The organism is Pseudomonas sp. UME65 (assembly GCF_014170225.1).
GTDB classification, from domain to species: Bacteria; Pseudomonadota; Gammaproteobacteria; order Pseudomonadales; family Pseudomonadaceae; genus Aquipseudomonas; species Aquipseudomonas protegens.
Genome location: NZ_LZZQ01000005.1, coordinates 185,502 through 196,993 on the forward strand (window position 1 = coordinate 185,502; position 11,492 = coordinate 196,993).

Annotated in this window: 12 protein-coding genes; 6 read left to right on the top strand and 6 right to left on the bottom strand. The window is 66.1% G+C overall.

All coding sequences use genetic code 11. The features are described from left to right. The first annotated feature begins 105 nt into the window (after positions 1-105). Positions 106-891 carry an IclR family transcriptional regulator gene (locus tag A9971_RS04465; RefSeq protein WP_169893601.1) on the top strand — a complete coding sequence of 262 codons (786 nt, stop codon included), beginning with the start codon at positions 106-108 and terminating at the stop codon, positions 889-891. A 9-nt stretch (positions 892-900) separates the two neighbouring features. Here A9971_RS04465 and A9971_RS04470 read toward each other — a convergent pair whose 3' ends face one another. Next, on the bottom strand, positions 901-1,692 hold the full coding sequence (locus tag A9971_RS04470) for an ABC transporter ATP-binding protein (RefSeq protein ID WP_011061899.1): 792 nt from the start codon (positions 1,690-1,692) through the stop codon (positions 901-903). Between the two features lie 147 nt (positions 1,693-1,839). Here A9971_RS04470 and fepB point away from each other — a divergent pair, with 147 nt between their 5' ends. The 3 genes from fepB to A9971_RS04485 are packed head-to-tail and all read left to right on the top strand — an operon-like array spanning position 1,840 to position 4,817. Next, positions 1,840-2,745 (top strand): Fe2+-enterobactin ABC transporter substrate-binding protein, encoded by a 906-nt coding sequence (gene fepB, locus A9971_RS04475; RefSeq protein WP_183001476.1) that lies wholly within the window; start codon positions 1,840-1,842, stop codon positions 2,743-2,745. A gap of 3 nt (positions 2,746-2,748) precedes the next feature. Further along, positions 2,749-3,789, top strand: coding sequence for an iron ABC transporter permease (locus A9971_RS04480; RefSeq protein ID WP_015636053.1), 1,041 nt, complete (start codon positions 2,749-2,751; stop codon positions 3,787-3,789). Beyond that, entirely contained in the window at positions 3,786-4,817 is a 1,032-nt protein-coding gene (locus A9971_RS04485; protein ID WP_053159269.1) for an iron chelate uptake ABC transporter family permease subunit, read from the top strand. Before A9971_RS04480 ends, A9971_RS04485 begins: the two co-directional genes overlap by 4 nt. Positions 4,818-4,896: 79 nt before the next feature. Here the strand turns inward: A9971_RS04485 and A9971_RS04490 are convergent, their stop codons facing one another. Then, positions 4,897-5,451, bottom strand: a complete 555-nt coding sequence (locus tag A9971_RS04490; RefSeq protein WP_019094352.1) for a hypothetical protein — start codon at positions 5,449-5,451, stop codon at positions 4,897-4,899. A gap of 502 nt (positions 5,452-5,953) precedes the next feature. Between A9971_RS04490 and A9971_RS04495 the strand changes: the two genes are divergently transcribed. Beyond that, positions 5,954-6,676 (top strand): LuxR C-terminal-related transcriptional regulator, encoded by a 723-nt coding sequence (locus A9971_RS04495; protein WP_011061904.1) that lies wholly within the window; start codon positions 5,954-5,956, stop codon positions 6,674-6,676. 34 nt (positions 6,677-6,710) lie between these two features. On the opposite strand, the gene A9971_RS04500 is transcribed toward A9971_RS04495, so the two are convergent. Beyond that, positions 6,711-8,330 (bottom strand): serine hydrolase, encoded by a 1,620-nt coding sequence (locus A9971_RS04500; protein ID WP_183001477.1) that lies wholly within the window; start codon positions 8,328-8,330, stop codon positions 6,711-6,713. 232 nt (positions 8,331-8,562) lie between these two features. On the opposite strand from A9971_RS04500, the gene A9971_RS04505 reads away from it, so the two are divergent. Continuing rightward, the gene (locus A9971_RS04505; protein WP_053152455.1) at positions 8,563-9,345 is read left to right on the top strand and encodes an ATP-grasp domain-containing protein; all 783 of its coding nucleotides are present in this window, start codon (positions 8,563-8,565) and stop codon (positions 9,343-9,345) included. A gap of 8 nt (positions 9,346-9,353) precedes the next feature. On the opposite strand, the gene A9971_RS04510 is transcribed toward A9971_RS04505, so the two are convergent. The 3 genes from A9971_RS04510 to A9971_RS04520 all read right to left on the bottom strand — a co-directional run bounded on the left by A9971_RS04510 (position 9,354) and on the right by A9971_RS04520 (position 11,430). After that, positions 9,354-9,896: a TetR/AcrR family transcriptional regulator gene (locus tag A9971_RS04510; RefSeq protein ID WP_015636058.1), complete on the bottom strand. Its 543-nt coding sequence runs from the start codon at positions 9,894-9,896 to the stop codon at positions 9,354-9,356. Further along, positions 9,889-10,437, bottom strand: coding sequence for a dihydrofolate reductase family protein (locus A9971_RS04515; protein WP_183001478.1), 549 nt, complete (start codon positions 10,435-10,437; stop codon positions 9,889-9,891). Before A9971_RS04515 ends, A9971_RS04510 begins: the two co-directional genes overlap by 8 nt. A gap of 87 nt (positions 10,438-10,524) precedes the next feature. After that, positions 10,525-11,430 (bottom strand): LysR family transcriptional regulator, encoded by a 906-nt coding sequence (locus A9971_RS04520; protein WP_011061908.1) that lies wholly within the window; start codon positions 11,428-11,430, stop codon positions 10,525-10,527. Between the last annotated feature and the right edge of the window lie 62 nt (positions 11,431-11,492).

An 11,492-nucleotide genomic window follows, 5' to 3' on the forward strand; every position in this document is an offset into this window, starting at 1 on the left:
CTAGCGCCAGCGCCGCGCAGGCCGTAGCCTGCGTACCCCACGCGGCCAGACATTGGTGAGGAGACCCAGCCGTTGAACAGTTCGCAGCCCCCGTTGGACGAGACCCTGGATGCACCGCCGGAAAAACGTTCCGGGGTGATCCAGTCGGTGTCGATCGCCGCGCGTTTTCTCAACACCCTGGCCAATGCCGAGGGTGAGCTGGCCCTGGGGGAAGTGGCCCGGCGCACCGGCACGGGTGGCTCCACCGCCCACCGCTACCTGCAAAGCCTGGTCAAGGAAGGGCTGGCCAAGCAGGACCCGCTCAGTGGCCTGTACGACCTGGGCCCGGCGGCCCTGAGCATCGGCATTGGCGCGCTCAAGCGCATCGATGCGGTGGACATCGCCGCCCAGCGCATGAAAGCCCTGGCCCAGCGGCATGCCGCCAGCGGGGGCGTGGCGATCTGGACCGACCGCGGGCCGACCCTGGTGCGCTGGTACCGCAGCGCCTATTTCTCCATCAACCCCCTGGCCCTGGGGGACATCCTGCCCATCGACAACACCGCCTGCGGCCTGGTGTTCCAGGCCTTTCTGCCCAAGGCCGTGATCGACGCGGCGCGCAAGCAGCAGCCGGCGCATTTTCGCGGCACCCCGCCCAGTGCCGCGGTGCTCGACGAGGTACGACGCCGGCATTGGGCCGAACTCACCAGCCACCTGCTGTCCAACGTCACCGGGCAGGCCGCGCCGGTATTCGACGCCCAGCAGGAGATCGTCTGCGTGATGACCACGGTCACTGACCTGGGGCAATTGCAGGCCCCGCAAGACCGCGATGCGCTGTTCCATGAAGCGGCCCAGGTCAATCAGGCCACCGGTGGCCAGCGCGTGCCCCAGGAAGCGTTGCCGGCGCGCCCCTGAGCCGTGGCTTCAGGCCGGGTCGATCCGGCCCTTGGGCACCATCAACGGCGTGCCGCTGACCGGGTCGCGGATGATCACCGAGGCCAGGCCGAACACCTGCTCCACCAGGGCCTCGGTGAAGATCGCCGCCGGCGCGCCCTGGGCGACGATGGCGCCGTCGCGCAGGGCGATCAGGTGGCTGGCATAGCGGCAAGCCTGGTTCAAGTCATGCAGCACCGCGACGATGGTCCGGCCCTGGCGGTTGAGCTCGGCCAAAAGCTCCAGCAGCTCGATCTGATGGACGATATCCAGGTAGGTGGTGGGCTCGTCCAGCAGCAGGATCGGCGTTTCCTGGGCCAGCACCATGGCGATCCAAACCCGCTGGCGCTGGCCGCCGGACAACTCGTCCAGCAAGCGTTCGGCCAGCGCCTCGACCCGGGTCGCGGCCATCGCCCCGCGCACCGCCTGCTCATCCTCCTTCGACCACTGGCGCAGCAACGACTGGTGCGGATAGCGCCCGCGCGCCACCAGTTCGGCAACGCTGATGCCATCCGGCGCCATGGCGCTTTGCGGCAGCAGGCCCAGGCGCCGGGCCACTTCCCGGGCCGGCAGTTGGCGGATGTCCTTGCCATCGAGCACCACCCGCCCTTCAGCCGGTGCCAGTAGCCGGGACAACGCCGCCAGCAAGGTGGATTTGCCACAGGCGTTGGGCCCGACAATGACCGTGAACGAGCCGTCGGGAATGCTCAGGGACAGGCCCTGGGAAATGATTCGCGCGTCGTGGCGCAAGGTCACGGCATCGGCGTGCAAACGGTGAGTCATGGCGGGGTTTTCCTTGGGAGACAAGCGCTTGCAGTATTGCAATTGCGGAATTGATTCTACAATATGGAACGCATTGCATGAGAAGCATTATCATATGGTTCTGCTGTTCAGGCCCCTGCGCCCCACCCTTTACCGTCCGATGGATCGATGATGAACCCACGCCTTTGCGCCCGGCTGCTCAGTGCAGCGGTCCTGGCCCTGAGCTGCCAGCTGGCCCTCGGGGCAAGCACCACCCCCACCCGTATCGTCTCCACCAGCCCCAGCGTCACCGGGATCCTGCTGGCCATGGATGCGCCGCTGGTGGCCAGCGCCGCCACCACCCCCAGCCGCCTCACCGATGAGCGCGGGTTCTTTTCCCAGTGGGCAGAAGTGGCCAGGCAGCGCGGCGTAGCGGTGCTGTACCGCAACCTGCAATTCGATATCGAAGCGGTGATCGCCGCTGACCCGGACCTGCTGGTGGTGTCCGCCACCGGCGCCGACAGCGTGGTCGCACACCGCAGCGAGCTGCAGGCCCAGGGCCTGGAGACCCTGGTGGTGGACTACTCGAACCAGAGCTGGCAAGACATCGCCACCGCCCTGGGCCAGCGCACCGGCCTGGAGCAACAGGCCCGGGCGGCGATCCAGCGCTTCGACCAGTACACCGCGCAAACCGCTGCCCGCATCACCCCGCCCCCGGGGCCGGTGAGCGTGGTGGGCTACAACATTGCCGGCAGCTATTCCATCGGCCGCCTGAGCAGCCCCCAGGCCCGGCTGCTCGGCGCTCTTGGCTTCAAGGTCGCAGAGCTGCCCGAGGCGCTGGCGGGCAAGGTCACCCGGGCGTCGGACTTCCAGTTCATCTCCCGGGAAAACCTGCCGGCGGCGATCACCGGTGACAGCGTGTTCCTGCTCAGCGCCACGGACGGCGACGTGCAGGCGTTCCTCGCCGACCCGGTGCTGGCCAACCTGCCAGCGGTGATCAACCGGCGGGTGTATGCCCTGGGCCCGAGTTCGTTTCGCATCGACTATTACTCGGGACGGCAGATGATCGATGCCGTCGCCGCGCACTTTCGCTAAGCCATGAACCTCGTTGCCCAGCCCCTGGCCCGACCGCTGTCGCGCCCTCACCACCGCACCTGGGGCCTGCTGGCCGGGCTGCTGCTGTTGCTGGTGCTGGCCCTGCTGAGCCTGGCCATCGGCTCCCGGGCGATCCCCCTGAGCGTGACCTGGCAGGCGTTGCAGGCACCCGACCTGCACAACGACCAGCACCTGATCCTGCGTGAACTGCGCCTGCCCCGGACCCTGATCGCCCTGCTGGCCGGCCTCGCCCTGGGGGTGGCCGGCGCGGTGATGCAGGCGGTGACTCGCAACCCGCTGGCCGAACCGGGCCTGTTGGGCATCAATGCCGGCGCCGCCGTGGCGGTGATCGGCGGCGTGGCGCTGCTGCACTTGACCAGCCTGGCCGAGTACCTGTGGCTGGCGTTCGGCGGCGCCGGACTGGCGGGAGTGGTGGTGTTCCTGCTGGGGCAGGCCCATGAGACCGGGACCAACCCGGTGCGCCTGGTGCTGGCCGGCGCAGGGCTGTCGGTGATGCTGACTTCACTGACCGGGATCATCGTGCTCAACAGCCCACCCGAGGTCTTCGATCACTTTCGCCACTGGGCCGCGGGCTCGCTGTCCGGCAGCGGCTTCGCCCTGCTGCAGGTTCCGGCCCTGGCCATCGCGCTGGGCCTGGCCCTGGCCCTGGGGATCGCCGCCCAGCTCAACGCCCTGGCCCTGGGCCAGGACCTGGGGCGCGCCCTGGGAGTGAACCTGCGCCTGACCTGGCTACTGGCCTGCCTGGCGGTGATGCTGCTGGCCGGTGCCGCCACCGCCGTGGCCGGGCCGATCGGTTTTGTCGGGCTGGTGGCGCCCCATCTGGCGCGGATGCTGGTGGGCACCGACTACCGCTGGATCCTGCCCTACTCGGCGCTGCTGGCCGCCGGCCTGCTGCTGGGGGCGGACGTGCTCGGCCGGGTGGTGGCAGCGCCGGAAGAAATCGCCGCCGGCATCATCACCCTGCTGCTGGGTGGGCCGTGCTTCATCGTACTGGTCAGGCGCTTTCGCCTGAGCCGCCTGTGAAGGGGCTCAAGGCCCTGCGCCTGGGCTCGCTCTCGCTGCGCTGGCAACCGCGCACGGCCCTGGTCTGCGCCGTGCTGCTGGTGGCGATGCTGCTGCTCTGGGCGCTGCTGCTGGGTACCGGCAGCCTGTCACTGGGCCCGGAACAGGTGCTGGCCAACCTGCTGGGCCAGGGCCAGGACCCCACCGCCCAGCGGGTGCTGCAACGCGTGCGCCTGCCCCGGGCCCTGACCGCGACCCTGGTGGGCGCGGCACTGGGCATGGCCGGGGCGATCTTCCAGTCGATCTCGCGCAATGCCCTGGGCTCGCCGGACGTGATCGGCTTCACCACCGGCGCCGCCAGTGGCGCCATCGTGCAGATCATGCTGTTCGATGCCGGCCCCCTGGCCACGTCCCTGGCGGCAGTGGCGGCCGGCCTGGGCACCGCCCTGCTGGTGTTGCTGCTGGCGCGAAACGGCCACAGCAGCGGGGGTTATCGCCTGGTGCTGGTGGGCATCGGCGTGGGCGCCAGCCTGTCCGGCCTGAACAGCATCCTGCTGGTCAGCGGCAACCTCGACCAGGCGATGTTCGCCCAACTGTGGCTGGCCGGCTCGCTGAACACCCGCACCTGGTCCCATGTACTGCCGGCGGCCCTGGGCCTGCTGCTGATCGCCCCGATCGCCCTGTACCACGCCCGGCGCATCAACCTGCTGGAAATGGGCGACGCCACCGCCAGCCAACTGGGGGTCGCGGTGGAGCGCACCCGATTGATCATGGTCCTGGCCGCCGTCGGCCTCACTGCCATCGCCACCGCCGCTGCCGGGCCCATCGCCTTTATCGCCCTGGCCGGCCCGCAACTGGCCCGGCGCCTGACCCGCAGCGCCGACGTGCCGCTGGGGTCGGGCGCGCTGATGGGCGCGGTATTGCTCCTGGCCGCAGACCTGCTGAGCCAGCGCCTGGCGTTCCACGCCAACCTGCCCATCGGCCTGATGACCGGCCTGCTGGGAGGTTTCTACCTGTTGTGGTTGCTGGGCCGTAGCCGGCGGGTTTGAGCCTCGGCGTGTACCGCATAAAAAGACGCAGGCGAGCAATAGGCTCGCCTGCCCCAGGTGGTCCACCAGGCTCCAGCCATCAGGCCAGAGTGAAGGTCCCGGTGCCACTACCATGGAAATAGCCGTTGTAGTAGTGCCCCGGCAGCGAGTGCATCACCCCCAGCACCCGCCCCTGGTCGTAAAACGTCATGGTGACCGCCCCCGAAGAAATCTCCAGGTTGAATGGCAACGTGTGGTTGACCACGCTGTTGACATCCGGGAACACCCCACTCATGTAGACATCTGACAGGTTGATGCCGGCGTTCATCGGCCCGTTCGCGCTGCCGTTGAAATGCGCGGGCATGCCCTGGCTTTGCGTCGGGCCGATGGTGGTCAGGTTCGAGCTGATGTAAAGGTAGCTGCTGCATCCACAGCCCTGGGTACTGAAGCAGTAGTAGCCGCACACATACTCCTGGCAGCCACAACCGCACAGCGACTGGGGATGCGGCTGCTGGCTCAGCGAGGAGGCCAGGCCGGGTTTGCCTGCGGCCATCTCGACACGTTGGGCGACGGCGGCGTCATAGGCGACCTTGGACAGCACGAACAAGGCATTTTTTTGTTCTTCAGTCACTTTGTTGGCAGGGTTCGAGTTCATTTCAAAGTCCTTTTTTCCAGAGTTGGGTCACGGTTTTCTTGCCAGCTAAGTCGCTATGGCAACTTGCTGAAAACGACTATAAAGCGACCCAATCAAGCTGAAATTGGTACTTTTACCAAATCTTCCTCCCGCACTTTTCGAGACGGCCTACCGGTCCTCTTTTCGATAATCTTTCTGCATATCCAGAATGGCGTCTATTGCCAAACAAGTTGACTCCTTGCGCCCTCTTCCCGGGGCTCATTCGGCCCCGCTCAACGGTGCCCGCAAAATTCATCAGTACCCACTTCATAGAACCTGACAGAACAGTTCCGGCACTGATTCCAAGGAGTATGCAGCGTCCCTTCGCAGCATTTTCAAACGCTCGCCAGCAACTACACTGGAACCTCCAAGGCAACTTGATCAAACACCACGAGGTGCGGATCAAGTCCCGGCTTGAGTTCGGAAAAGCGCACTTCTGGCCTTTCCCCACGCATTTTTCAGGCCGATTCTAAAGGAGTAGAAAATGGGACGTTATACGAGAAGATCGCCCGAGATAGAGTTCAAGAGAGTCAATATCCCGAGCAAGTTATGTGATGAGATCAGGACCGAGCTGGAACGAGAAACCAACCACACCGAGTTCTCTTTCATACTGCGCTCGGATCTGAAGTCCCACAGCAAAGTTGTCTACAACATCGATAGCTACAGCTACGCCTGGCGCCGGGACTACGAAGCGGAAAAATTCTGGATAGTGGACCCGATCCTGAAGATCCATTCTCCGACCCCCTACTTCCCGACGATATGGAGCGACGACTTCATCGAGAGCAAACTGTTTCTCCAGGCGGGCAAGGACTATGGCTTTCTTTCCGGGATGAGCATCGGCCTGCCCTGCAGCTTCGGCAACTACGGGGTGTTGTCGATCGCCTCGTTGAAGCAGGGTTCCCTGCAAGGCGTCGACCCCCTCGACTGGTCGGCTTGCGTCCTCAAGGTCTACGCCAAGCTGATCGACTACATCAACCGCCAACACTCCCTGCAGCGCATCTTCAACGATCATCAGCAAGCCCTGAATGATCGCGAGATCGATATCTTGCGCTACACCGCCGATGGCATGTCCTCCACCGATATCGCCATGCGCATGCACCTGAGCAAAAGCTCGATCGACTACCACATCGCCAAGATCCTGCAAAAACTCGACAGCCCCAACAAGCACCAGGCCCTGGCCCTGGCCATCAAGAAAGGCAAGATATGAAGCGCGTACAGACACCTGCGGCCTGCGTATCGTGCTATGGCGCAAAGACTTTCCCGAACCGCAGATTGCGCGCCACGCTGCTGGTCAGCACCGCGCCTTGCTCGGCAAAGCTGAGCACCCCCAGTTCCCCGGCGCTGAAACGCTCAGCGGTCAGGGGCTGCATCGGGTAGGTGTACAGGCCGATGCGTACATAGAGCTTGCCTTGCCGGGCATGGACCTTGAGCTGTCCGGGGCTGGTTTCTAGGGTATAGAGGCCGACGTAGGGGCGGATATCATCGGGCTTCCAGGGCGGGGCCAGGGCATAGGTCGAGGCCGGGTTGTTGAGCGCGATCCGCCCTCCCGAGGTCGCCGCGAGGTAGATCGGGGTGCCGTCGTTGTCCGCCACCAGCACCTCATCGCTCTGCCGGGTCAGCGGCAGGACGTCGGGGAAGGTTTCCAGGCTCCAACCCTTGCCGCTGCGCCGCAGCTGCAACTGATGGCCGCCATCGTCCAGGTAGGTGCCGGCCACCAGCGTTTTCAGCGATGCCTTGGGCAGCGCCCGGATGCTCGGGGGTGGCGGCGGAATGTCCGCTTCCCCGGACGGCGCCGGCGAGCCCAGCAGGGTATCGAGCAACTGGCGGCCGCGCTCCGAGGCACGGCCGTCATCGCTGTTGCACAGCACCACCGTGGCCACATCGAGCTTGGGGTACCAGGCCACGTCGGTGTTGAAACCGGCCCAGCCGCCGCTGTGGGACAGCTCTTGCAGCCCGCGGTAGCTGCGGTTGGCAAGGCCCATGCCGTAATAGCCGGGATCACCGTCGTTCAGGGGCTCGGTCAGGCGCATGTTCTCCACCAGCGCCTTGCCCCCGACCCGCCCGGTGGACAGGTTGCGCAACCACCGCATCAGGTCCGCCACATTGCTGTGCACCTGGCCGTCGCCGGTCTGCTCCCAGCGCGCATCCACCGCTACCTGGGCCTTGCCCTGCCCGCCCGGTTCATAGCCCCGGGCCAGGTTCGGCAACAGCACCGGGTACTGATCGACGATGCTTGAGTGATCCATGCCCAGGGGCAAAAAGATGTTCGCCCGGGAGTAGTGTTTCAGCGACAGGCCGCTGGCTCGCTCGACGATGCTCGACAGCAGGACGTAGCCGCTGTTGCTGTAGCTGAATTCGCTGCCGGGCGGGAACATCAGGCTGTTCTGGCGCACCAGCAGGTCCAGGGCCTGTTGCTGGGTAAAGCGCTGGCTCAGGGGAATCCCCGCCAGTTCGGCCAGCAGCATGTAGTCCTGCAGCCCTGAGGTGTGGTGCAACAGGTGACGGATCCTGATGCCCTGGGCATAGGCCGGCAGCTCCGGCAGAAAGCGCCGCACCGGGTCCTCCAGGCTCAAGCGCCCCTGGGCTTGCAGTTGGAGGATGGCAAAGCCGGTGAACTGCTTGGACACCGATGCCAGGTTGAACAGGGTATCGGCCTGGATCGCCGCTCCGGTGGCCAGGTCGGCGGCGCCATAGCCTGCGCTCCAGATCACTTTGCCGCCGCGCATCACCCCGGCGGCGCAGCCGGGCTGGTCGGCCGAAATATCCTCGAACACCTTGGAAAATGGCGCTGGTCCATCGGCACGAACCAGAGAGGCCGCCCCCAGGGTCGAGATCAGTACGGCGGTCAACAGTCTACGCATGGGGTTCTCCAGTCACGTCGGTCCTTGGCGCTCCGGCGGAGCAGGCGCCAGTATCCCCAGCAGCGGTGTTGGAATCTGTCGTGGGTCGGTGATTTTCTGTGAACAAAGGTGCAGGGATGTAATGAACGCCCGGGCCGGGAGGATTGCCCTGGAAAATCCCGTTATCATCGGCCGCCATCTCACTTCACCGGCGCCCATGGGCCCGGGCAAACCCTCACTGGCAGGATTCGCCATGCACCTTCTCTACCCCAGCGACCCCTTCGACCCGAAGCGCCCGGACGAGCAGTACCTCGACGAATACCAGGCGATTCTGGCCGCCGGCCTGAGCGCTTCGCTGTTTTCCTTCGAGGATTTCGAGAGCGGCAATTTCCGGGCGCGGCCAGCCCTCGAAGGAGGCACCCCGGTGCTGTACCGCGGCTGGATGCTGACGCCCGAAGGCTACCGCGAACTGGTGGAGCATCTGCAACGCCTGGGCGCCGTTGCCTTCACCAGCGTTGCCGACTACCGGGACTGCCATCACTTGCCCCAGTGGTATCCGCGGCTGGCCCGCTTCACTTGCGAAACCCGGGTGCTGGCGGCCGACGCCAACTTCACCCAGGCCCTGGCGGACCTCCACTGGCCGGGGTATTTCATCAAGGACTACGTCAAATCGCTGAACACCGGCAGCGGTAGCCTGGTGCACTCCCCCGCGGATATCGCGCCACTGATCGAACGCATGCGCCAGTATCGCGGCCAGATCGAAGGTGGTGTCTGCGTCAGGCGTCGCGAGGACTACCAGGATGACACCGAGCGCCGCTACTTCGTCCTCAACGGCCAGGCTTACGGTGCTAGCGGTGAAGTACCGGCGCTGGTGCACGAATGCGCGGCACTGATCGACAGTCGGTTCTTCTCGGTGGATGTGGTGTTGCGGGCCGACGGCGTACTGCGCCTCGTGGAGGTGGGCGACGGCCAGGTGTCGGACCGCAAGGAATGGCCAGCCCGGCGCTTTGCCGCGATGCTCGCCGGCGCCCTGTAGAAAGCCGCTTAGCGCAGCAAGCGGCGCAGCCCCGCTTCGAAAGCGCCCTCCAGCGCCTGCGCGCCCTCCCCGGCCAGGGCCAGCGCCAGGGCGTGGCCGTGGCTGTAGTCCACCAGCAGGTCGAACAGCGCCGGGTCTGCATCGAAGGCCCGTACTTCCTCGCGCAAGCGCTGGCTGAAGGTGGCCAGGGAGCCGCCGAACAGCTGCGGGTCACCGAGGACGCACAGGGTCAGCGCCGGATGGCGGCGGACCCGGGCCATGTACTCCCCCAGCAGCGCCTGGATTCTTGCCTCGGGTGGCCACTGCGCTGCCGGCTCGGCCAGCGGCTCGGCGTGCACCCGCTCCACCAGCAGGCGCATCAGGTTGCGCTGGTCGCCCACGTGGTAGGCCACCGACATCGGGGTAATCCCCAGCTGCCGCGCCAGGGCCCGGCCACCGAACCCCTGGGGCCCCAGCTCCTCCAGCAGCTCCAGGCCCACGTCGAGAACCTGGTCCAGGCTCAGTTCACGCCCTGCGGCAGGGCGGCCGCTGCGCTTGGGCCGGTCAGTCATGGACGGCGCCCCGCTCCACCCGGTAGCGGGTGCTCACCAGCCCATCCGGATACCGCCGGGAATCGACGCAGCGCAGGTGCAGGTCCCGGGGCAGTACGCCGAACAGGGGGCGGCCCGTGCCCAGCAGCACCGGCACCCGGGTCAGGGTCATTTCATCGATCAGCCCGGCCTGGAGAAAGGCTTGAATCAGGGTGCCGCCATCGATGTAGGCGGTTCTCCAGCCCTCGGCCCGCAACTGCGCCACCAGCGCCACCGGTTGCAGCGCGCTGATGCGTACTTTGCCCTCCAGGCGCTGCGGCACGTCCTGCGTACTGAGGGTGCGGCTGAGCACCACCACCGGCTTGTCGAAAGGCCAGGGGGTGAAACCCAGCACGCTGTCGTAGGTAGCACGGCCCATGACAATTCCGTCCACCGACGCCATGAAGGCGCCGTAGCCGTAGTCCTCACCGGACTCGCCACTGGGCAGCCAGTCGATGGCACCGTCGTTGCGGGCGATGAAACCATCGACCGAGGTGGCGATGAATACCTTGCCGAATGCCATGGGCGTTGCCTCCTGGGGGCCTAAACATACAGCGTATGATAAGCCGCTGCCGGGGCCACCTGGCAACCCTTGCCGACACCCTGGCGGTCAATCGCCCCCGGCATAGGCCGCCAGCCCCTGCACCAGCGCGGCGAAGGTCACCGCGCAGCGCGGGCTGTTGCGCAGGTCTTCATGCATCGCCACCCAGGCTTCCAGGCTCGGTGCGAACTGCTCCGCCAGGACCCGCACCAGGCGTGGATCAGCTTCGGCCAGGCGTACCTGGCAGGCACCAATGCCAAACCCCGCGCGCAATGCCGCCAACTGCGCCAGGTCACTGTCACTGCGCCAGGCGAAGGCGCCCCGGGCCAGCATCGGGTACTGCTGTTGCAGGCGGCGGATAAACGCGGTTTCACGGTCGAAGCCAATCAGGGCGTGCCCGGCCAACTGCTCCAGCGAGAGCGGCGTGCCCTGCTGCTGCAGATAGTCCCGGTGGGCATGCAGGCCCAGTTCGATGTCGGCGACCCGGCGCACCAGCAGCGCTTCCTGGGTCGGGCGGAACATCCGCACGGCAATATCGGCCTGGCGTTGCAGCAGGTCGTCGGCACGGTTGGAAAGCACCAGCTCCACCACCAACTGCGGATGCTGCTGGCGCAAGGTGGCGAGAATCGGCGGCAACACCTCCACCCCGATGATTTCGCTGGCCGAGATCCGCACACTGCCCTGCACCCCGGCGCCATGGCTGCTGGCCACCCGGCGCAAGGCCGCCTCCCCCGCCGCCAGCTGCAGCAGGTAGGGCTTGAGCTCCAGCGCCGCTTCGGTGGCGGCGAATCCGTCGAAGGAACGGGTGAACAGCTTCAGGCCCAGGGCCGCTTCCAACTGGTCGATATGCCGGCCCACCGTGGGCTGGGTCAAACCCATGGCACGGCCGGCGGCAGACAGGGAGCCACTGTCCAGCACTGCGAGAAAGGTGCGGTACCAGTCCCAGTGGGGGGGAGTATCCGTGGGGCTATGCATTTTTTTATAGAAACCATCGAAGTCTGGGCAATTTCCATTTAGCCGAGGAACTCGCACTCTGC

Coding starts and splice junctions, on each gene's coding strand:
- A9971_RS04510 (WP_015636058.1), bottom strand. CDS start 9,896: ATGACTGACCGGCCCAAGCGCAGCGGCCGCCCTGCCGCAGGGCGTGAA.
- A9971_RS04480 (WP_015636053.1), top strand. CDS start 2,749: ATGAACCTCGTTGCCCAGCCCCTGGCCCGACCGCTGTCGCGCCCTCAC.
- A9971_RS04495 (WP_011061904.1), top strand. CDS start 5,954: ATGGGACGTTATACGAGAAGATCGCCCGAGATAGAGTTCAAGAGAGTC.
- A9971_RS04515 (WP_183001478.1), bottom strand. CDS start 10,437: ATGGCATTCGGCAAGGTATTCATCGCCACCTCGGTCGATGGTTTCATC.
- A9971_RS04490 (WP_019094352.1), bottom strand. CDS start 5,451: ATGAACTCGAACCCTGCCAACAAAGTGACTGAAGAACAAAAAAATGCC.
- fepB (WP_183001476.1), top strand. CDS start 1,840: ATGATGAACCCACGCCTTTGCGCCCGGCTGCTCAGTGCAGCGGTCCTG.
- A9971_RS04470 (WP_011061899.1), bottom strand. CDS start 1,692: ATGACTCACCGTTTGCACGCCGATGCCGTGACCTTGCGCCACGACGCG.
- A9971_RS04520 (WP_011061908.1), bottom strand. CDS start 11,430: ATGCATAGCCCCACGGATACTCCCCCCCACTGGGACTGGTACCGCACC.
- A9971_RS04500 (WP_183001477.1), bottom strand. CDS start 8,330: ATGCGTAGACTGTTGACCGCCGTACTGATCTCGACCCTGGGGGCGGCC.
- A9971_RS04505 (WP_053152455.1), top strand. CDS start 8,563: ATGCACCTTCTCTACCCCAGCGACCCCTTCGACCCGAAGCGCCCGGAC.